At 62.9% G+C, this 21,982-nt stretch carries 15 protein-coding genes; 6 read left to right on the top strand and 9 right to left on the bottom strand.

What is annotated here, in order from left to right; genetic code table 11:
• Positions 1–161 precede the first annotated feature (161 nt).
• The 8 genes from HX851_RS21715 to glnE form a co-directional block, all read right to left on the bottom strand.
• Positions 162–1,613, bottom strand: coding sequence for a lipopolysaccharide kinase InaA family protein (locus HX851_RS21715; protein ID WP_177064466.1), 1,452 nt, complete (start codon positions 1,611–1,613; stop codon positions 162–164).
• Positions 1,613–2,365, bottom strand: coding sequence for a lipopolysaccharide kinase InaA family protein (locus HX851_RS21710; protein ID WP_177064465.1), 753 nt, complete (start codon positions 2,363–2,365; stop codon positions 1,613–1,615). Before HX851_RS21710 ends, HX851_RS21715 begins: the two co-directional genes overlap by 1 nt.
• Positions 2,362–3,096: a lipopolysaccharide kinase InaA family protein gene (locus HX851_RS21705; protein ID WP_177062794.1), complete on the bottom strand. Its 735-nt coding sequence runs from the start codon at positions 3,094–3,096 to the stop codon at positions 2,362–2,364. The genes HX851_RS21710 and HX851_RS21705 overlap by 4 nt, the downstream gene beginning before the upstream one ends.
• Positions 3,096–3,902: a lipopolysaccharide core heptose(I) kinase RfaP gene (rfaP, locus tag HX851_RS21700; RefSeq protein WP_177064464.1), complete on the bottom strand. Its 807-nt coding sequence runs from the start codon at positions 3,900–3,902 to the stop codon at positions 3,096–3,098. Before rfaP ends, HX851_RS21705 begins: the two co-directional genes overlap by 1 nt.
• Positions 3,899–5,023 (bottom strand): glycosyltransferase family 4 protein, encoded by a 1,125-nt coding sequence (locus HX851_RS21695; protein WP_177062796.1) that lies wholly within the window; start codon positions 5,021–5,023, stop codon positions 3,899–3,901. The genes rfaP and HX851_RS21695 overlap by 4 nt, the downstream gene beginning before the upstream one ends.
• Positions 5,023–6,087: a lipopolysaccharide heptosyltransferase RfaC gene (rfaC, locus tag HX851_RS21690; RefSeq protein ID WP_177062797.1), complete on the bottom strand. Its 1,065-nt coding sequence runs from the start codon at positions 6,085–6,087 to the stop codon at positions 5,023–5,025. Before rfaC ends, HX851_RS21695 begins: the two co-directional genes overlap by 1 nt.
• A gap of 1 nt (position 6,088) precedes the next feature.
• Positions 6,089–7,123 carry a lipopolysaccharide heptosyltransferase II gene (waaF, locus tag HX851_RS21685; protein ID WP_177064463.1) on the bottom strand — a complete coding sequence of 345 codons (1,035 nt, stop codon included), beginning with the start codon at positions 7,121–7,123 and terminating at the stop codon, positions 6,089–6,091.
• Between the two features lie 71 nt (positions 7,124–7,194).
• On the bottom strand, positions 7,195–10,134 hold the full coding sequence (gene glnE / locus HX851_RS21680) for a bifunctional [glutamate--ammonia ligase]-adenylyl-L-tyrosine phosphorylase/[glutamate--ammonia-ligase] adenylyltransferase (RefSeq protein ID WP_177064462.1): 2,940 nt from the start codon (positions 10,132–10,134) through the stop codon (positions 7,195–7,197).
• 384 nt (positions 10,135–10,518) lie between these two features.
• Here glnE and aceE point away from each other — a divergent pair, with 384 nt between their 5' ends.
• From aceE to msrA, 4 genes are all read left to right on the top strand, one after another.
• Positions 10,519–13,164, top strand: coding sequence for a pyruvate dehydrogenase (acetyl-transferring), homodimeric type (gene aceE, locus HX851_RS21675; RefSeq protein ID WP_177062800.1), 2,646 nt, complete (start codon positions 10,519–10,521; stop codon positions 13,162–13,164).
• Positions 13,165–13,175: 11 nt separating this feature from the next.
• A complete protein-coding gene (gene aceF / locus HX851_RS21670) occupies positions 13,176–15,119 on the top strand; it encodes a dihydrolipoyllysine-residue acetyltransferase (RefSeq protein WP_177064461.1) in 1,944 nt (647 codons plus the stop codon).
• 328 nt (positions 15,120–15,447) lie between these two features.
• Positions 15,448–18,141, top strand: coding sequence for a sensor domain-containing phosphodiesterase (locus tag HX851_RS21665; RefSeq protein WP_177062802.1), 2,694 nt, complete (start codon positions 15,448–15,450; stop codon positions 18,139–18,141).
• Positions 18,142–18,220: 79 nt separating this feature from the next.
• Positions 18,221–18,868, top strand: coding sequence for a peptide-methionine (S)-S-oxide reductase MsrA (gene msrA / locus HX851_RS21660; protein ID WP_177062803.1), 648 nt, complete (start codon positions 18,221–18,223; stop codon positions 18,866–18,868).
• A 164-nt stretch (positions 18,869–19,032) separates the two neighbouring features.
• Here the strand turns inward: msrA and HX851_RS21655 are convergent, their stop codons facing one another.
• Positions 19,033–19,869: a 23S rRNA (adenine(2030)-N(6))-methyltransferase RlmJ gene (locus HX851_RS21655; RefSeq protein ID WP_177064460.1), complete on the bottom strand. Its 837-nt coding sequence runs from the start codon at positions 19,867–19,869 to the stop codon at positions 19,033–19,035.
• A gap of 147 nt (positions 19,870–20,016) precedes the next feature.
• Here HX851_RS21655 and HX851_RS21650 point away from each other — a divergent pair, with 147 nt between their 5' ends.
• Together HX851_RS21650 and HX851_RS21645 are read left to right on the top strand one after the other, a co-directional pair.
• Entirely contained in the window at positions 20,017–20,511 is a 495-nt protein-coding gene (locus HX851_RS21650) for a DUF2165 family protein (protein WP_177062805.1), read from the top strand.
• 169 nt (positions 20,512–20,680) lie between these two features.
• On the top strand, positions 20,681–21,949 hold the full coding sequence (locus tag HX851_RS21645) for an O-acetylhomoserine aminocarboxypropyltransferase/cysteine synthase family protein (RefSeq protein ID WP_177062806.1): 1,269 nt from the start codon (positions 20,681–20,683) through the stop codon (positions 21,947–21,949).
• Positions 21,950–21,982 lie beyond the last annotated feature (33 nt).

The raw sequence follows: 21,982 nt of genomic DNA, 5'->3' as shown, positions 1-21,982 counted from the left end.
AGCCTCTTTAAAGTCTGCATGCAGGCGGCAGTGCGCCTGAGAAAATGTGATCTCGCAAGGGGCGAGAAACAGCTAAAGGGCGGGATTATAGCGTAAAAGCAGCGGCAAGCCTCTAGCGGCTGCTGATCGCTCCTGAGCAAAGCGCCGGAGCGATCCCGTGGTCAGTTCGCCGGCGCGCCGACCTTCGGCAGCCGCGCGTCGATGACCTGGTACAAGGCGCTGCTCTCGGGCCAGTTGCGCATGAAGCGCGCACGGTCGCGGGCATAGGCGGGAGCAAAGCCGCTGCTGGAGTGGTGCTGGCACATCGAGTCCAGGTCGATCAGCGCCCAGCGACCTTCGTGCCAGAAGAGGTTGTGGCCCTTGAAGTCACCGTGGCTGATACGCTCGCGGATCAGCTCGGCAAACAACTGGTCCAGGGCCTGGAGTTCCGCTTCCGGCGCCGCGCCGGACTGCACATAAGGGGCAAAGCGCTCGATGATATCGGGACCGGCCAGATACTCCGTCACCAGGTAGGCCCGGCTGCGCAGCCAGCAGAAACGCCGCTCCAGTACCGCCAGCGGCTTGGGCGTGGCGATGCCGAGAAACGCCAGGCGATTGCCTTCGCGCCAGGAATGCCAGGCGCGGCTCGGGCGCCAGAAACGCTTGAGCCAATGGGCGAAGCCCTTGATGTTGTAGCGCTTGACCACCAGCGTGCGCCCGCCCGCGTCGACCCGGCCGACACTGGCCGCGCCGCCGGTCTTGTACAGATGCCCCTGGTCGAGCAAGACATCAGCCTGGGCCAGTACCGGCAGCATGGCGGCCTCTTCCTCGCGACGGATGGCACGCAGGGCGAACGGCCCGCGCTGCACGCTGAACAGCGTGCATTCGCGCCCAACCTTGGCGAGGAAGTCTTTCAGGCGCCAGCCACGAATTCTCTCGACCTGCTTGAGCAAGGCCTCCAGCGGCAAGGCGTGCTCGGCGTTGCTCAGCAGGTAATGCACCAGCAACTCTTCGATAAACGGCTCGAAGGACTTGGGTAACTGCGCGAAGAACACCCCGAGGTTTTCCAGCACTTTCTGCCGCGACAACGGCTGGCCGGCCTGCTCGACACAGACACCACCGCCATCGATCAGATACAGTTTTCCGCCATGGCGCAGCAGATTGTCCAGGTGCAGGTCTTCCTGCCACACACCTTTGCCGTGCATCTGCGCAATGGCGCTCAAGGCCTCGCCCAGTACCTGCTGCTGTTCATCCGCCAGGACCGGCAGCGACTCGACCCGTTTCCAGGCCTCGCCCAGGCTCTCGGCACCTTCCAGGAACTCGAAGAGCAACCAACCGCCCTCACCTTCCTGCAAACCGTCGGCCAGCAGCAGTGGTGTGGTCAGTCCCTGTTCGGCGAGCAGGCGAACACCCCGCAATTCCCGTTGAAAGTGCCGGGCCGCTTTGCTGCCCACCAGCAGCTTGGCCAGCACCGTGCGTCCGCGCCAGACCCCGGCCCCGACATAACGCTGGCCGGGTAGCACCCGCAACAGGCTGAGCAGTTGCAACTGCCCGGGGCCGGCGGCGTCCGCCAGTTCGATGCTCAAGGGCAGAACCGGCGTACGCCCGGCGGACTTCAACTCGGACAAACGCATCAACGATTTCCTTTTTTGCTGCGACGCGCACCCAGGCGCTGAAGCCAGGTGTCCACCAGCGAACTGTCCACCGGCTGATCGAGATAAGCCGCCAGCAAGGTACGGATTTCGCCCTCGCTCCACATCGGCGCACGACGCAACAGGGGCTCCAGATCCTTGACCCGGTCACGCCGGCCGAACAGCAACGGCCGGGTTTTCTCCAGGTCGATCAACTGCGCCTGATAACCGTCAGCCGCCGCCTGCAAAAAGATATGCTTGGGATAGAAACAGCCATGGACCTGGCGCAAGGCGTGCAGCTGCCGGGCCAGTTGGCCGCAGGCACGCAGGATGGCCTGGCGCTGATCCAGCGTCAGTTGCGCCCACTGTTCCAGCAGCGAATCCAGGTCGTTCCAGCCATCCAGCGCGCGGGTCAGCAACATCGCCCGGCGCTCGCCCCGCACATTGCGCTCACCGAAGAACACCGCCTGCAATGCCGGAATACCCAACTGCTGGTAACGACTGATATTGCGAAACTCGCGGGCAAAGGTCGGCTCGCCCAACGGGCTGTGCAAGGTCCGCGTCAGGTAATTGCTCTGGCGCTTGAGGTAGAACCCCTGGCCCTCCAGCTCAAGGCGAAACACGCTGCTCCAGCCGCCACCGCTGGTGTTGGGCTCATCCACCGCATCGAGCTCGGTAGCCCACAAGGCATCAAAGTTGCCGAGGCCGTTACGCTCCAGCAATGCGCGGTCCGTTGCCGCCAGGAAATCGGTCATTCCCGTCCCTCGAAAAATCTCAACACATGCCGGATGCGCTTTTTGTCAGCGGCATTCAGCCGGGTGCGTTGACGATATTGCAGGTAGAAACGCAGGCGCTGGGTGGCCGACAAGTGATACTTGGCGACTTTATCCAGGCAGGCCAGGTCCTTGGTAATCCGGTAGCGCAACCAGAAGCCGCGCCAGAACTCGCCGTTGGGGCAATCGATCAGGAACAGCCGGGCCTGGTCATCGACCAACAGGTTGCGCCACTTCAGGTCGTTATGGGTAAAACGCTGATCGTGCATGGTCCGCGTATATCGCGCCAACTGCCGGCTGATGCCATCGACCCAGGCACGGTCGCGCAACAACGGATCGTTGCGATTGGCCAACGCCGAAAGATCCTCGGTATTGGGCAGCTCACGGGTGATCATCGCACCACGGTGATAGGCCGCGCCCCGCCGCTCAAGTCCCCATCCCACCACTTCGGCGGTCGGGATACCCCACTTGGCGAAACGTTTGAGGTTCTGCCACTCCGATCGCACCCTGGGCCTGCCGAGGTACTGACGCAAGCCCTTGCCCGCGCCGGTGTAGCGCTTGACGTAGTAGTTGACTCCATCACGGTTGACCCGGATGACCTCGGACAGCGGATCGCGGGTCAGATGCTCTCCCTCAAGGGCGAACACCGCCTCGAGGCTGCCAAAATCATCTGCCAGCGCCGCGTATTCGGGTTCCAGTTTCCACCCCGACATCAGAGTGCGTCCCCGTAGCGCTGCTTGCGCTTGTACAGCTTGTCGGCCTTGCTTTCCAACCAGGTCAGCAACGCCGCCTCGTCACGCAGGACCTGACGCAGCGGCTGGCGGAAATAGCCCCGCAGGAAGCGCAGCTTGTCGCGCTGGGTAAGGCCGATATCCAGCACCGAGAAATACAACCCCGCCAGATCCTTGTTGCGCCAGCGACGCGGGATGCTCGGGCGAACCTGTGCACGGTGCAGGTCGATGACCGAAAGCTTGAGGTCAGCGGCCATCACCGGCCTGTCGGTGTGCAGCAGGAAATGGGCAATATAACAGTCACGATGGTTGAGTCCGGCCCGGTGCATGCCACCGGTCATGCGCGCTACTTCGGCAATCAGCGCACGCTTGAGCCGGGGCTCGGGCGGCTGCACGGGCCATTGCAGGGTATAGTCCTCGAGACTGATGGTCGGCGCCAGCTCTTCGGTGACGATAAACGAATCCTGGCCGGCCGGATTACTGCCGCGCTCGCCATAGGCCACCGCGGTCATGGTCGGCACCCCAGCGCTGTGCAGGCACTGGATCGCCCGCCACTCCTGGCCGGCACCCAGCACCGGCATTTTCGCGGTCAACAGGTTCTTGAAGATCTCGCGCCAGCCGATGCCATGGTGGATCTTCACGAAATAGCCACGTCCGGCGACTTCCGTGCGCAACGTCCGACGAGCCTCCAGCTCACGGTAAACCTTGCCCTGCAACCGCTCGACTTCGGCGAACGCGTCGCGTCCGGCCCAGAGGCTCTTGAAGGGCTCGGCAAGGATCAACTTCATCGGTGTTGCTCCGCCAGAATCACATCCGCCGCGTGCTGCGGCATGCTATAGAGGTCGGCCGTCTCGGCGAAGGCCAGACCGTTGCGGCTCCATGCCATGCGTGCCGTCTCGTCGGACAGCATCCGGTTCAGGTATTGATTGAGCTGGTTTTGTTCGAAAGGTTCATCCAGCACCAGGCCGCCATCGGCCTCGGCAATGTAGTGGGCATAACCGCAGACCGCGCTGACCAGCACCGGCAGCCCGGAGACCAGGGCTTCCAGCAACACGGTGCCGGTGTTCTCGTTGTAGGCCGGGTGGATCAACAGGTCGGCCCCCAGCAGGAAACGCGGGATATCGCTGCGCCCCTTGAGAAACTGCACGTGCTCGCCCAACCCCAGCGCGGCACTCTGCACCTGGAATACCTTGGGGTCATCCTGGCCGATGACCAACAGGCGGGTGCGTTTTCTCAGGGCCGACGGCAAGGCCGCCAGGGCCTTGAGGCTGCGATCGACACCCTTGGTCTTGAACCCGGAGCCGATCTGCACCAGCAGATAGTCGTCATCCGCCAGCTCGAATTCCTTGCGGAATCCGGCACGGATCTCGGCGGCATTGGCCGGTGCCCGACGGTCCTGGGCAATCCCCGGTGGCAGCAGATGGAAACGTTCCAATGGCGTGTCGTAGTGCTTGATGAACAGCGGCTGCTGGACCTCGGAAATCATCAGGATTTCGGTGTTCGCCCCCTTGGCGAACACCGCCTGTTCGTATTCGGCGAAGTGCCGGTAGCGACCCCAGCGACGGTACAGGGAGTGACGCAGGTTCTGCGCCTTGTCCTCGAAGCAGCCATCGGCGGCGTAATACACGTCCAGGCCGGGCATCTTGTTGAAACCGATCAGGCGATCCACCGGGCGCCTGGCCAGGTCGGCCGCCATCCAGGCACTGAGCTTTTCGTTGCGCCGATGGTTGGACCATGCCTTGACCGGCACTACGAGCACTTCGAAACCTGGCGGAATATCGCCCTCCCAGATCAACGTGTAGACACGAATCTGATGACCACGTTGCTGGCACTCCAGGGCGATGCGCATGAAATCCCGCTGCAGGCCGCCGAAGGGAAAGTACTTGTACAGGACAAAAGCCAGTTGCATCAGTGTCGCTCCTCAGCCAGTAACAACGCGCTCAGTCGGCTGACGACACGCTCGGGATTGAGCCGCGTGAAACACAGCGGCCATTCGCGCTTCAGGTCGAAGCGCTGCTGGTCTTCAGTAGTCGGCACATAGGTGCATTTCTTTTGCAGGCAGGGCGCGCAGGGAAAGTTGCTCGCCAGATGGATCTGCGACTTGCCGTAGGCACCGGTCAGGCCCGGGTTGGTCGGGCCGAACAGCGACAGCGTCGGCACATCCAGCGCCGCGGCCAGATGCCCCAGGCCGGTATCCACCGCGACACAGGCACTGGCGTCGGCAAGGACCTTCGCCACCCCGGCCAGGTTCAGCTTCGGCAGTACCACCGCGTGCTTGAGACCACGGGCGATACGCTCGGCACGGGCCTTCTCGACAGGATTGCCCCAGGGCAGTTTCACCTCGACGCCCAGTTGCCCCATGCGTTCGGCCAGTTCGCGCCAGTAAGCCTCGGGCCAGTGCTTGGTGTCCCAGGTGGTGCCATGGAGAAACAGCACGAACGGCACCTTGCTGCGCGGCAGTGCCACCAGCTTGTCGACGTCGAGGCCGTAGTCGCCCAGGCCCTTGGGCAGGTCATAACCCAGTGCCACGGCGAACAATTGCCGCACCCGCTCGACCGCGTGCTGCCCACGGGCCACCGCCAGGCGCCGGGAATAGAAACGGCTGGCCAGGGGTTCGCGGGCCGACTGCTTGTCCAGCCCGGCTACCGGAGCGTTCGCGTAGCGAGTCAGGAAAGCGCTTTTCACCAGGCCCTGGGCATCGATCACCAGGTCATACTTGTTTGCGCGCAGGCTTTGCTTGAAACGCTTCCACTCGCCGCTTTTCACGGTCTGCCAGAGGTTCTTGCGCCAGCGCCGGATGGCCACCGGAATCACCTTGTCCACCGCCGGGTGCCAGCTCGGGATCTCAGCGAAACCCTCCTCGACCACCCAGTCGAAACGGATACCGGGAATGGCCCGGGCCGCATCGGTGAGGGCCGGCAGGGCATGGATCACGTCCCCCAGGGAAGACGTCTTGACCAGCAATACTCGCAACTTACTCGACCTCGACCGGGGCGCCCTGCAGGCGCTGCAAGGCTTCGTTCACGGGTGTCGGCATCAGCTGGCGCAGACAGTTGTAGTGCCCGAACCGGCAGGTCCGGTCAAAACACGGGCTGCAATCGAGGCCCAACCGGACGATTTCCACCTTGTCCGCCAACGGCGGGGTAAAGCCCGGGGAGGTCGAACCATAGACGGCCACCAACGGGCGGTTCAGCGCCGCGGCCACGTGCATCAGGCCGGAGTCGTTGGACACCACGGCATCGGCGCAGGACAACAGATCGATGGCCTCGGCCAACGAAGTCGCGCCGCTGAGATTCACCGCTTCTTCACGCAGGCCGGGAATCAGCCGCTGGCGAATGTCTTCGCCCACCCCATGGTCATTCTTCGAACCGAACAGCCAGACCTGCCAGCCTTCGCGAATCTTCGTCTCGGCGACTTTCGCGTAGTGCTCGGACGGCCAGCGCTTGGACTCACCGAACTCGGCCCCCGGGCACAAGGCCAGGACCGGGCGATCCAGGGCCAGCTCAAACTTGCCCAATGCCGCCGCGCGGCTGGCCGGATCAATGCGCAGACACGGCCGCGGATAAGGCGTCGGCAGCTCGGCCCCCGGCTCATGGGCCAGGGCCATGAACCGCTCGATCATCAGCGGATAGCGTTCCTTGTCCAGCCTGCGTACATCATTGAGCAGCCCGTAGCGGAACTCGCCGCGCCAGCCGGTGCGTTTCGGGATACCTGCGAAAAACGGCACCAGCGCCGACTTCAGCGAGTTGGGCAGGAGGATCGCCTGGTCATACTGGCCGGCCAGGGACTTGCCGATCCGGCGCCGGGTGGCCAGCTCCAGGGCACCGTGGCCGAGCGGAAAGCTCAAGGCCGCGCGCACTTCGGGCATGCGTTCGAGGATCGGGCGGCTCCACTCGGGGGCCAGCACATCGATCTCGCACTGCGGGTGGCGTTGTTTCAGGCACTGGAACAGTGTCTGAGCCATCACCATGTCACCGACCCAACTGGGCCCAACGATGAGAATTTTCATAAATATCCCGGAAACGATCAGGGAGGCCTGTGGCCTCCCCGGTCTTTGCGTATGGCCGTCCTAGCTTAGTACTAACTCAGTCCCAGCTCAGCCCAGATCCGCATCACGTCGCGCCGTTCGACCACAAACTGGTCGCCGCCGATGACACCGGCTTCTTTCTGCAAGGCCTGGCGATGGGCGGCGGAACGGTAGGCCTTATAGGCCTCGCGCAGCAGGGCGGCATCGGTCGCGGGGATCAACCCGGCCTGCTCCAAGCCCTCGAGAATGCGGATATTATCCGTGTAACGCAGTAACGCCGGGTGCTCTTTCGACCAGGCCAAGGTCGCGTATTGCACCATAAATTCAATATCGACGATACCTCCGGCGTCTTGCTTGAGGTCGAACGGCGCCGTGGCGTCAAAGGCATTCGCCGCGGTGCCGGCCACGGTCGCCTTGCTGCCGAGGTTGTCACGCATCTTGGCGCGCATCTCGCTGACTTCCTGGCGCAGGGTCGGCAGGTCGCGCTCACGCCCCAGTACCGCCGCGCGGACTTTCTCGAAGGCACCGCCGACGTCCTTGCAACCCACCAACACCCGGGCTCGAATCAGCGCCTGATGTTCCCAGGTCCAGGCCTCGTTCTGCTGATAGCGCTCGAAGGCTCCGAGGGAGCTGACCAACAGGCCGGAAGCCCCGGATGGCCGCAGGCGCATATCCACTTCATAGAGCTGGCCTGAGTTGGTCTGGGTGGTCAGCAGGTGAATGATCCGCTGCCCCAGCCGGGTGAAGAACTGCGCCGTGTCGATGGGCTTGGCGCCATCGGTCTCGGCATTCGGGTCGCCGTCATGGATAAACACCAGGTCGAGGTCCGATCCGTGCCCGAGTTCGATCCCGCCGACCTTGCCATAACCGACAATGATAAAGCCGGGATCGCACAGGGTGCCGTCCGCCCGCTGCGGCGAGCCGTACTTGCCGACGGTCTGGCGCCAGGCCAGGGCCAGCACCTGTTCGAGGATCGCCTCGGCGAGCCAGGTCAGGTAGTCGCTGACCTTCATCAGCGCCAGGCTGCCGGAGATTTCCGAGGCCGCAACCCGCAGCCGGTGCGCCAGCTTGAAGTGGCGCAAGGCCTCCATCTGTTGTTCGAGGTCGTCCTCGGGAATCCGCGTCAGGCGCTCACGCAATTCGGCGGCCAGCTCCGGCGCCAATGGCGGCTTGAACAGCCGGCCTTCGTTGAGCAATTCGTCCAGCAGCATCGGGAAGCGGGTGATCTGTTCGGCAATCCACGGACTGGCGGCGCACAAGGTCAGCAACTGACGCAACGCACCGGGGTTTTCCGTGAGCAGCACCAGATAGGCGGAACGCCGGGCGACCGCCTCGACCAGGGGCAGCACCCGCTCCAGCACCAGGTCCGGATCGGCGTGCTCGACCGCCTGGGCCAGCAGCCGTGGAATAAAGGCATCGAGGCGCTCGCGACCGAGGCGCTGCATCGCGCGCAACTGCGGACTGCCGCGCAAGGCCGCAAGCTGCTTCAGCGCCTTGGGCGCATCCTTGAAACCACCTTCTTCCAACTGGCGACTGGCGGCCTCTTCATCCTGGGCCTCTTCCCATAATGGCAACCACTCTCCGCCCACGGCGACCTGGCATTCTTCGCCGTCTTCCTCGTCCGGATCGGCGATCACCTGACGGAAATGCCAGTCGACCCGACCACGCCAGTACATCAATTGCTCATGGAACGCCGTCCAGCTATCGAAGCCGAGCATGAAGGCGATACGCGCCTGGTCTTTTTCATCATCGGGCAGCATCTGGGTCTGGCGATCGGCAATCGCCTGGATCGCATGCTCGGTGTAGCGCAGGAATTCGTAGCCGTTGCGCAACTCGGCAATCACCGCCGGCGGCAGGTACCCCTGGCCTTCCAGGGTACCCAGGACCTTCAGCAATGGCCGTTGCTGCAGGCTCAGGTCGCGCCCGCCGTGAATCAGCTGGAACGCCTGGGCGATGAACTCGACCTCGCGAATGCCACCGGAGCCCAGCTTGATATTCTCGGCCATGCCCTTGCGACGGACTTCCTGCTGGATCAGTTGCTTCATGGTGCGCAATGCTTCGATCGCGGAAAAATCCAGGTAACGCCGGTAGACGAACGGCCGCAGCATTTCCAGCAACTGCACGCCCGCCACCTGGTCGCCGGCCACCACCCGCGCCTTGATCATCGCGTAGCGTTCCCAGTCGCGCCCCTGGTCCTGGTAGTACTGCTCCAGCGCGTTGAAGCTCAGCACCAGCGCCCCGGCCGAACCGTAGGGCCGCAGGCGCATATCGACACGGAAGACAAAACCGTCGACGGTAATCGGGTCCAGCGCCTTGATCAGCCGCTGCCCCAGGCGGATAAAAAACTCCTGGTTGTCCAGCGGGCGTTTTACCCCCACGGTTTCGCCGCCCTCCGGATAAGCGAAGATCAGGTCGATATCGGAGGACAGGTTCAGCTCCACGGCACCGAGCTTGCCCATGCCGAGGATAACCATCTGCTGTGGCTCGCCACTGCGCCGACCGGTGGGCGTGCCGAACTGCTGGCAATGACGCTGGTACAACCACTGGTAGGCCTGGTCGATACTGGCATCGGCCATGTCGGAAAGATCGCGACAGGTCTGCACCAGATCCGCCTGGCGCGTCAGGTCGCGCCAGATGATCCGCACCTGCTGGCGGGTCCGCTGGCGTCGCAACAGGCGCCCCAGCTCATCCTCGCTTTGCGCCTGCTGCACTGCGGCGGCGATCTGCCCACACATCTCCCCGGGGGCGAAGCCGCGGTCCAGGTCGCCGAACTGCACCAACTCCAGCAACATCAAGGGATCACGCACCGACTGCTCGATAAAGAAGTCGCTCGCGGCGCTGACCCTGGCAAAGTCCGCCCAGCGCTCGGGCGACCAGCCGGCCAGGCCGTGATCGTCGTCCAGCGCGGCGACGGCAGTACGCAGCGACTGCTCGGCACGGCTGGCAAAAGGCAGGAGAATGGCCGGTAAAACGGCCAGTGCAGGTAGGCTCATGGTCTATCCTTGATCGGCGAACAAGCAGCCGCAAACTGTGATGGCGAGAAACACGCTCTGAAAAGGACTGTCGAACAAAAGTTAGAAATAGCTGATAATCGGTTTTTCTTGGCAGCCAGCATCAAGCGCCCACCTGATAATGTTTATTTTCGACCAACAATATCGATTTTTCTCACAACGTAATAGGAAGTTTTCGCTCGCTGATCTGTAGTTTTACTACTCGTCTATACATTCAGAAGGCTGAAATGCTTGACGATTTGTAGTAAAACTACAGAACCCCCGGAACAACCTCCGGACCATCCAAGAATTTATGTCGTCTGCCCACAAGGCCAGTCGCAAACTCAGGCAACCGATTCTGGAAGCCTTTCCGCCCTGGAGCAAGCCATGCAAGACCTCGATCCCGTCGAAACCCAGGAATGGCTGGACGCCCTGGAATCGGTTCTCGACAAAGAAGGCGAAGACCGTGCTCACTACCTGATGACCCGTATGGGCGAACTCGCGACCCGCAGCGGCTCGCAACTGCCCTACGCCATCACCACGCCTTACCGCAACACGATTCCCGTCACCCACGAAGCACGCATGCCTGGCGACCTGTTCATGGAACGCCGCATTCGCTCGCTGGTGCGCTGGAACGCGATGGCCATGGTAATGCGCACGAACTTGAAAGATTCTGACCTGGGCGGTCACATCTCCAGTTTCGCCTCCAGCGCCACCCTGTATGACATCGGCTTCAACTATTTCTTCCAGGCCCCGACCGACGAACACGGCGGCGACCTGATCTACTTCCAGGGCCACACCTCGCCAGGCGTCTACGCCCGTGCGTTCATGGAAGGCCGCATCACCGAAGAACACATGAACAACTTCCGCCAGGAAGTCGACGGTCAGGGCCTGTCGTCCTACCCGCACCCTTGGCTGATGCCTGATTTCTGGCAGTTCCCGACTGTATCCATGGGCCTGGGCCCGATCCAGGCGATCTACCAGGCACGCTTCATGAAGTACCTGGAAGCCCGTGGCTTCATTCCGCAAGGCAAGCAGAAAGTCTGGTGCTTCCTGGGCGACGGCGAGTGCGACGAGCCGGAATCCCTCGGCGCCATCTCCCTGGCCGGCCGCGAGAAGCTGGACAACCTGATCTTCGTCATCAACTGCAACCTGCAGCGCCTCGATGGCCCGGTTCGCGGCAACGGCAAGATCATCCAGGAACTCGAAGGCGTGTTCCGTGGCGCCCAGTGGAACGTCACCAAAGTCATCTGGGGCCGTTTCTGGGACCCACTGCTGGCCAAGGACGTCGACGGTATCCTGCAACGTCGCATGGACGAAGTCATCGACGGCGAATACCAGAACTACAAGGCCAAGGACGGCGCGTTCGTCCGTGAGCACTTCTTCAACACGCCTGAACTCAAGGCGATGGTTGCCGACCTGTCCGACGACGAGATCTGGAAGCTCAACCGTGGCGGCCACGACCCGTACAAGGTCTACGCGGCGTACCACGAAGCGGTCAACCACAAGGAACAACCGACCGTCATCCTGGCCAAGACCATCAAGGGTTATGGCACCGGTGCCGGCGAAGCGAAGAACACCGCGCACAACACCAAGAAAGTCGATGTCGACAGCCTGAAGTTGTTCCGCGATCGTTTCGACATCCCGGTCAAGGACGAAGAACTGGAGAACCTGCCGTTCTTCAAGCCCGAGCCAAACAGCGCCGAAGCCCGCTACCTGAGCGAGCGCCGCGCCGCACTGGGCGGTTTCGTGCCACAGCGTCGCGCCCAGAGCTTCAGCGTGCCGACCCCGTCCCTCGATACCCTCAAGGCGATCCTGGACGGCTCGGGCGACCGTGAAATCTCCACCACCATGGCCTTCGTGCGGATCCTCGCGCAACTGGTCAAGGACAAGGAAATCGGCCCGCGCATCGTCCCGATCATCCCGGACGAAGCCCGTACCTTCGGTATGGAAGGCATGTTCCGCCAGTTGGGCATCTACTCCTCCGTCGGCCAGCTCTACGAGCCAGTCGATAAAGACCAGGTGATGTTCTACAAGGAAGACAAGAAGGGCCAGATCCTCGAAGAAGGCATCAACGAAGCGGGCGCCATGAGCTCCTTCATCGCTGCCGGTACTTCGTACTCCAGCCACAACCAGCCGATGCTGCCGTTCTACATCTTCTACTCGATGTTCGGCTTCCAGCGTATCGGCGACCTGGCCTGGGCTGCCGGCGACAGCCGTACCCGTGGTTTCCTGATCGGCGGTACCGCCGGCCGCACCACGCTGAACGGCGAAGGCCTGCAACACGAAGACGGTCACAGCCATATCCTGGCCGCCACCATTCCGAACTGCCGCACCTTCGATCCAACCTACGGCTACGAGCTGGCGGTGATCATCCAGGACGGCATGAAGAAGATGACCGAAGAGCAACAGGACATCTTCTACTACATCACCGTGATGAACGAATCCTACCAGCAGCCAGCCATGCCGGCCGGCGTGGAAGACGGCATCATCAAGGGCATGTACCTGCTCGAGGAAGACACCAAGGAAGCGGCTCACCACGTGCAACTGATGGGCTCCGGCACCATCCTGCGCGAAGTACGTGAAGCGGCGAAGATCCTGCGCGAGCAATTCAACGTCGGTGCCGACGTATGGAGCGTCACCAGCTTCAACGAACTGCGCCGCGACGGCCTGGCAGTGGAGCGCAGCAACCGCCTGCACCCTGGCCAGAAGCCGAAGCTGAGCTACGTCGAAGAATGCCTCAACGGCCGCAAAGGTCCGGTGATCGCTTCTACCGACTACATGAAGCTGTTTGCTGAACAGATCCGCCAGTGGGTCCCATCCAAGGAATTCAAAGTCCTGGGTACCGACGGTTTCGGCCGCAGTGACAGCCGCAAGAAGCTGCGTCACTTCTTCGAAGTCGACCGTCATTTCGTGGTGTTGGCAGCCCTGGAAGCCTTGGCTGACCGTGGCGACATCGAACCCAAGGTGGTGGCCGAAGCCATCGTCAAGTTCGGGATCGACCCGGAAAAACGCAACCCACTGGACTGCTGAGGAGACACCCTGTGAGCGAACTCATTCGCGTACCTGACATCGGCAGCGGTGAAGGTGAAGTAATTGAACTGTTTGTCAAAGTCGGCGATCGCATCGAAGCCGACCAGAGCATCCTGACGCTGGAGTCGGACAAGGCGAGCATGGAAGTGCCCGCCCCCAAGGCCGGTATCATCAAGAGCCTGAAAGTGAAGCTGGGCGACCGCCTGAAAGAAGGCGACGAACTGCTTGAGCTGGAAGTCGAGGGCGCCGCTGCCGCGGCACCTGCGCCGGCCGCTGCACCTGCTGCCGCAAAGGCGGCTCCAGCCGCTGCGCCGGCACCGGCTGCCGCTCCTGCCGCCGCTTCGACCCAGCAAGTGCACGTGCCGGACATCGGTTCGTCGGGCAAGGCCCAGATCATCGAGATCTCGGTCAAGGTCGGCGACAGCATCGAGGCTGATCAATCGCTGATCACCCTCGAGTCCGACAAGGCCAGCATGGAAATCCCGTCGCCGGTTGCCGGCGTCGTGGAGAGCATCAGCGTCAAGCTCAACGACGAAGTCGGTACGGGCGACCTGATCCTGGTCCTGAAAGTCGCGGGCGCCGCTCCGGCTGCTGCTCCGGCTCCGGCCCAGGCCGCCGCGCCTGCCACCGCTCCAGCGCCAGCCGCTGCACCGGCCGCTCCGGTAGCCGACAGCGTCCAGGACATCCACGTGCCGGATATCGGTTCGTCGGGCAAGGCCAAGATCATCGAAGTCTCGGTCAAGGCCGGCGACACAGTCGAGGTCGATCAATCGCTGATCACCCTCGAATCCGACAAGGCCAGCATGGAAATCCCTTCGCCGGCTGCCGGCGTGGTGGAAAGCGTTTCGATCAAGCTGGACGACGAAGTCGGCACCGGTGACCTGATCCTGAAACTGAAGGTCAAGGGCGCAGCTCCAGCCGCGGCTGCCGCACCGGCTGCCGCAGCTGCCGCTCCGGCCCAGGCCGCTGCTCCGGCGCCTGCTGCAGCGGCTCCAGCCGCCGCGCCAGCAGTCACCGCACCGGCCAACTCCGGCGCCAAGGTGCATGCCGGCCCGGCAGTCCGCCAGCTGGCCCGTGAATTCGGCGTCGAGCTGAACGCGGTGAGCGCAAGTGGCCCGCACGGTCGCATCCTCAAGGAAGACGTGCAGGTCTACGTCAAGGCGATGATGCAGAAGGCCAAGGAAGCCCCGGCCGCCGCTGCCGGTGCAACCGGTGGCGCAGGCATCCCGCCGATCCCGGTCGTGGACTTCAGCCGCTTCGGCGAAACCGAAGAAGTGCCGATGACCCGCCTGATGCAGGCTGGCGCCGCCAACCTGCACCGCAGCTGGCTGAACGTGCCACACGTGACCCAATTCGACTCGGCGGATATCACCGAGCTGGAAGCGTTCCGCGTAGCCCAGAAGGCCGTGGCCGAGAAGGCTGGCGTCAAGCTGACCATCCTGCCGCTGCTGCTCAAGACCTGCGCCCACCTGCTCAAGGAACTGCCGGACTTCAACAGCTCGCTGGCCCCTAGCGGCAAGGCGATCATCCGCAAGAAGTACGTCAACATCGGCTTCGCCGTCGACACCCCGGATGGCCTGCTGGTACCGGTCATCAAGAACGTCGACCAGAAGAACCTGCTGCAACTCGCTGCCGAAGCGGCTGCCCTGGCTGAAAAGGCCCGGACCAAGAAGCTCTCCGCCGACGACATGCAGGGCGCCTGCTTCACCATCTCCAGCCTCGGGCACATTGGCGGCACCGGCTTCACGCCGATCGTCAACGCACCGGAAGTGGCGATCCTCGGCGTTTCCAAGGCCACCATCCAGCCAGTCTGGGACGGCAAAGCCTTCCAGCCGAAGCTGATGCTGCCCCTGTCGCTGTCCTACGATCACCGCGTGATCAACGGTGCCGCGGCAGCGCGCTTCACCAAGCGCCTGAGCGACCTGCTGGCGGATATCCGTACTATCCTGCTGTAACCCGCAACCCGGCTTTCTCTCGCGAGGAAGCCGGGTCGTCGGAGCGATTTCCGAGCGCCACGCTCGTACCTCAACCCCGCCATTGGCGGGGCTTTTTTTGCCCGTCGTGCGGCCCCGCGCAAAGGTACCGTTCAAAGGTACGGGGTAGAACACCGATCGCCCTCCGCCCATCGCCCTTTTCTGAAGATTTTCACACCCCGGCCGATACATTGAAGGCACGGAGCCACTGTTCTGCTTGTCAGCCCGACCCGCTTAATGCAACCTTGCCCAACGCGCCAGAAAAAGGGTCATTACCCCGCGTGATCAGTACTCTTGAAGCGAGCTCTCAATGAAAAGCCAACCCGATGTCGCCAATAGATTGGCGGCCGAGGTAGTGACGCAATTACCGGTGCCCTCGCGGCTCGGCATGCTGCGTTTCGAACGGCTGAATGAAGCAAGCTGGGCGCTGTTGTTTCTCGATCCCAATTGTGAACGCCAGTTCGGCCTGCCGGCCATCGAGCTCTGCGCCCTGGTCGGCTCGCCCTATGCCAGCCTGATGGAGCCCGAGGCCCGTTATCGCCTGCACGACGCGATCCAGGCGCAACTGGTCGAGACCCCGCATTACCTGATCCGCTACACCCTGCATACCGCCCAGGGCCCGCTGACCCTGCTGGAGCTCGGCGAAGCCTACAAACAGCACAACCGCCACCTGCTGCGCGGCTACCTGCTGGTGGTCGAAGGGCTGCTCGGCCAGGAGCCGGGATTGCCCGTGGCCGACCTGGAAACCCAGAACAGCCGCCTGCAGATCGCTCTCGAACTGAACCAGCGCGCCCAGCAGGAACAACTGCTGCACCTGGACCGGGTGCGCGCCCAACAGGACCTGATCCTGCGCCTGGCCCGCCAGCGCTACAGCCTGAACAACTCGCTGCAGGAAGCTGCCGAGCTGATCACCCGCAGCGCCTGCGATATCTACGAAATCGACAGTGCGAGTATCTGGAATCTCGAAGACCAGCGCCTGGTGCCGATCTCCGCCTATCACCGCGCCAGCCAGGAATACGTGCTGCCGGACGTGATCGACGCGAGCAACTTCCCCGACTACCTGGAAGCCCTGCACACCAGCCGCGCCATCGACGCCCATAACGCCATTCGCGACCCGCGCACCCGGGAAATGGCCGAGCGCCTGCGGCCCCGGGATATCAACGCCATGCTCGACGCCAGCATCCGCATCGACGGCCAGGTGGTCGGCGTGCTGTGCCTGGAACAGACCGGCCAGACCCGCGCCTGGCAATCGGATGAAATCGCGTTTGCCGGAGAGCTTGCGGACCAGTTCGCCCAGGTCATCAACAACCACAACCGACGCACCGCCACCAGCGCCCTGCACCTGTTCCAGCGCGCGGTGGAGCAAAGCGCCAACGCCTTCCTGCTGGTCAATTGCGACGGCGTGGTGGAGTACGTCAACCCGAGCTTCACCGCCATCACCCAGTACAGCACCGAGGAAGTCCACGGCCAGAAGCTCTCCGAACTGCCGGCCCTGGAAAACCTCAGTGAACTGCTGTTCGATGCACCGTCGAGCCTGGCCAAGAGCAACAGCTGGCAGGGCGAGTTCAAGAGCCGGCGCAAGAACCTCGAACCCTACTGGGGCCAGCTGTCGATCTCCAAGGTCTACGGTGACAACCGCGAGCTGACCCACTACATCGGCATCTACGAAGACATCACCCAGACCAAGCTCGCCCAGCAGCGTATCGAACGCCTGGCCTACACCGACAACCTGACCAACCTGGGCAACCGCCCGGCGTTTATCCGCAACCTCGACGAGCGCTTCGCCCGCGACAGCGATTCGCCCATCAGCCTGCTGCTGGTGGATATCGACAACTTCAAGCGAATCAACGACAGCCTCGGCCACCAGACCGGCGACAAGCTGCTGATCAGCCTGGCCCGGCGCCTGCGCAACAGCCTGAGCCCGAGCGGCAGCCTGGCGCGCTTTGCCAGCAACGAATTCGCGGTGCTGCTGGACGATACCGACCTGGAAACCGGCCAACAGATCGCCAGCCAGTTGCTGACCACCCTCGACAAGCCGATGTTCGTCGACAACCAGTTGATCAGCGTCACCGGCTCCGTCGGTCTGGCCAGCGCGCCGTTGCACGGCCGCGACCCACAGACCCTGATGCGCAACGCCGGCCTCGCACTGCACAAGGCCAAGGCCAACGGCAAGCACCAGGTGCAGGTCTTTACCGAAGCGCTGAACGCCGAAGCCAGCTACAAGCTGTTCGTCGAGAACAACCTGCGCCGCGCCCTGACCCAGAACGAACTGGACGTGTTCTACCAGCCCAAGCTGTGCCTGCGCAGCGGACGCCTGCTGGGGATGGAAGCGCTGTTGCGCTGGAACCACCCGGAAAAGGGCATGATCCGCCCGGACCAGTTCATCAGCGTCGCCGAAGAGACCGGCCTGATCATTCCGATCGGCAAGTGGATCGCCCGCCAGGCCTGTCGCATGAGCAAGGAGCTGACCGCCCACGGCCTGGGCAACCTGCAGGTGGCGATCAACCTGTCGCCCAAGCAGTTCTCCGATCCGGACCTGGTGGCGTCCATCGCCAGCATCCTCAAGGAAGAGCAACTGCCGCCGTCGCTGCTGGAGCTTGAGCTGACCGAAGGCCTGCTGCTGGAAGCCACCGAAGACACCCGCCAGCAACTCGACCAGTTGAAGAAGCTCGGCCTGACCCTGGCCATGGACGATTTCGGCACCGGCTACTCGTCCCTGAGCTACCTGAAGAAATTCCCGATCGACATCATCAAGATCGACCGCAGCTTCATCCATGAAATCCCGGACAACCAGGACGACATGGAAATCACCTCGGCCGTGATCGCCATGGCCCACAACCTGAAGCTCAAAGTGGTCGCCGAAGGCATCGAGACCTCCGAGCAACTGGCGTTCCTGCGCCGCCACCGTTGCGACGTCGGCCAGGGCTACCTGTTCGACCGACCGATCCCCGGAACCGAACTGGTCCGGCAGCTCAAACGTTATCCGCGCGGCCCTTTGGCCTGACAGCGCTGTAACACTCGGGCACACTGTCGGTCTACTGCAAAGCTACAGCTCATCCCAACCTGACTGAGAGGACTGCGATATGGTCTTGCGCTCGGAAATCCTGGTGAACAAAAACGTGCTCCCTACCAAAGAACAAGCTCTGCCTGGCCGCGAAACCCCGATCACGGTCCCGGACAAACATTTCGTCAATGACAACCCGCTGCTGGGCCCTTTCCCCGGCAACGTCGAATTCGCGATCTTCGGCCTGGGTTGTTTCTGGGGCGCGGAACGGCGCTTCTGGCAGCGTGCGGGCGTCTACAGCACGTCGGTGGGCTACGCCGGCGGCTATACCCCGAACCCCACCTACGAGGAAGTCTGCTCGGGCCTGACCGGCCACAGCGAAGTGGTGCTGGTGGTCTACGAGCCGGAAATCGTCAGCTATGAAGAACTGCTGGCCCTGTTCTGGGAACTGCACGATCCGACCCAGGGCATGCGCCAGGGCAACGATATCGGCACCCAGTACCGCTCGGTCATCTATGCCACCAAGCCGGACCAGTTGGAGGCGGCAAAGAAAAGCGCGCAGGTCTACCAGGCTGAATTGACCAAGGCCGGCCTGGGCAGCATCACCACGGAAATCGACGAGGCGCCGACCTTCTTCTATGCCGAGGCCTACCACCAGCAATACCTGGCGAAGAACCCCGAAGGTTATTGCGGGATCCGTGGCACTGGCGTGACCTGCCCGATCTGATCCACCGCTCTCTTGTGGGAGCCGGCTTGCCGGCGACGGCGCTCTTGCTATCGCCGAAGATCCGGGGTGGATGGCCGCCTTCGGCGGATCGCCAGCAAGCCGGCTCCTACAGGGTGGGTGGTGTTTTCAGTATTGGGGGGAACACCCAAGAGCAGAAACGCCACTCACTCGGCAATCAGCCAATCCATCCGCCAGTCACCCTGGCTCTGGCCCAGCTTCTGCGCCAGCCACGGCAGCAATTCGCGCAATTCCTCTTCCAGCCCCCACGGCGGGTTGGCAATCGCCAGGCCCGAACCGTTCAGGCTGGCCGGCGTGTCCAGCGGATGCACCAGCAACTCCACACGCAGCAACTTCGGCGCACCAGTGCCCGCCAGGTCCTGGTAAAAACGCTTGAGGGCACGCTGATCCTTGATCGGATACCAGATCGCCGCCACCGTCTGGCGCATGCGACCAATGGCTTCCTTCAACGACGCGGCACAGCGCTGCATCTCGTCCAGTTGCTCGAACGGCGGATCGATCAGCAATACCGCGCGCTTCTCCGGCACCGGCAACAACGCCCGCGGCACGTGCCAACCCTCACCCAGGTGCACCGCCACGCGCCGGTCGCCCTTCATGTTGTCCTTGAGCAGCTTGCCGTCTTCCGGGTGCTTTTCATTGAGCAACACACGGTCCTGGGCACGGCTCAGGCGCCGCGCCAGTTCCGGCGAGCCGGGGTAATAGCGCAATTCGCCATCCGGGTTCATCTCATGCAGCACGCGCAGGTAATCGGCGGTCACCGCGGGCAGGTCCTGCTCGCCCCACAAGCGGGCGATCCCCTCCAGGTATTCGCCGGTGCGGCTGGCCTGGTCGCCCTTGAGGTCATACAGGCCGATGCCGGCATGGCTGTCGAGGTAGGCGAACGGCTGTTCCTTGCGCGCCATCAGGGCGATCAGGCGGGTCAGGACCAGGTGTTTCAAGACGTCGGCGTGATTGCCGGCGTGGAAGGCGTGACGGTAGTTCATGGCGACTCCTGCGAAGGAGGCGAAGTTTACCTTGTGGTCCACCCGCCGTCAGGTCGCAACGTACAAACGGCGGTGCCGGATGCTGACATATTTCCGGCCATCGGTCGTGATAACGTCCCTTTCCCGCCCACGAAGGACCTGAAAACCATGACCGTCCGCTACGCCAAGATTGTCCTGAGCCTCACACTCGCCGCCTTCGCCTTCATGGTCACCTTCAACAACATTACCGACTATGGCTCCAACTTCGCCTTTGTCAGCCACGTGCTGAGCATGGACACCACCTTCCCCAACAATGCCGCAATGTACCGCGCGATCACCACGCCGGTCCTGTGGCACGCCGCCTATTGGCTGATCATCTTCGGCGAAGGCCTGACCGCCGTGTTGCTGGCGCTGGGCGCACTGTCACTGTGGCGCGCGCGCAAGGCCGATGCCGCCACCTTCGGCCGCGCCAGGAAATGGGTCGTCGGCGGTGCTACCGTGGGTTTCCTGGTCTGGTTCTTCGGCTTCATGGTGGTGGGCGGCGAAGGGTTCCTGATGTGGCAATCGCATACCTGGAACGGCCAGGAAGGCGCCTTCAGGTTCTACATGGCCATCATCGGTGTGCTGATCTTCGTCAATCAGGCGGACAACGAGCTGGCTTAATCCGGGTGACTTGCCGACCGCGCGCCAGTATCGGACACTGGCGCGCCGGTTTGCGGTCCGATAACGGACGTAGATCCCAAGGTCATTGGCGACTCAGACACACGAGACCATTGAGCGACCGCAGCCGCCTGGCGTGCTCACTAATGGAATTTCACTGAGTCGAGACTTTATGAAAGACGCAACGATTGCGCTCCATCACGGTTTCAAGTCGGACCCGACCACCAAGGCCGTGGCCGTGCCCATCTACCAGAACGTCGCCTTCGAATTCGATAACGCCCAGCACGGCGCCGACCTGTTCAACCTGGATGTCCCGGGCAATATCTACACCCGGATCATGAACCCCACCAACGATGTACTGGAACAGCGCCTGGCAGCCCTCGAAGGCGGTATCGCCGGACTGGCCGTATCCGCCGGCAGCGCGGCGATCCACTACGCGATCCAGACCCTGACCCGGGCCGGCGACAATATCGTCTCCACCCCGCAGTTGTACGGCGGCACCTACACCCTGTTCGCCCACCTGCTGCCGAGTTTCGGCGTCGATGTGCGTTTCGCCCGCGACGACTCGCCCGAAGCCATCGCCGAACTGATCGACGAGAACACCAAGCTGGTCTATTGCGAAAGCATCGGTAATCCGGCGGGCAATATCGTCGACCTCGAACGCTTCGCCGAGGTAGCCCACGCCAGCGGCGTACCGCTGATGGTCGACAACACCGTGGCGACGCCGATCCTGTGCAAGCCGATCCGGTTCGGCGCCGATATCGTCGTGCACTCGGTGACCAAGTACGTCGGCGGCCATGGCAACTCCCTGGGCGGGGTGATTGTCGATGCCGGCACCTTCCCCTGGGCCGATCATGCGGAAAAATTCCCCGGACTCAATACCCCGGAAGCCGCCTATCACGGCGTGGTCTATACGGAAAAATTCGGTCCGGCAGCCTTTATCGCCCGCGCCCGCACCGTGCCGTTGCGCAATACCGGCGCGGCACTCGCACCGATGAACGCCTTCCTGCTGCTGCAAGGCCTGGAAACCCTTGCCTTGCGCATGGAGCGGCATACCGAAAACGCGCTCAAGGTGGCGCAATTCCTCAAGGCCCACGACCAGGTCGCCTGGGTCAGCTACGCCGGCCTGCCGGATCATCCGCACCACGAGCTGGCGCTCAAGTACATGAAGGGCAAGCCTTCGGCGATTCTTTCGTTCGGTCTCAAGGGCGGCTATGAAGCCGGTGTGCACTTCTACGATGCGTTGCAGATCTTCAAGCGCCTGGTGAACATCGGCGACGCCAAGTCCCTGGCCTGCCACCCGGCCTCCACCACCCACCGGCAAATGAACGCGACGGAACAGGCCAAGGCCGGCGTGAAACCGGAGATGATTCGCCTGTCGGTCGGCATCGAGGCGATCGAAGACCTTCTCGAAGACCTGCAACAGGCACTGCGCGCCTGAAACGAAGCGGCCCGTCTCCAGGGAGACGGGCCG

It is taken from the genome of Pseudomonas gingeri, from assembly GCF_013385635.1.
GTDB classification, from domain to species: Bacteria; Pseudomonadota; Gammaproteobacteria; order Pseudomonadales; family Pseudomonadaceae; genus Aquipseudomonas; species Aquipseudomonas gingeri_A.
The sequence above is the reverse complement of the archived record's forward strand: the minus strand, read 5'-3'. Positions and strand labels throughout refer to the sequence as shown.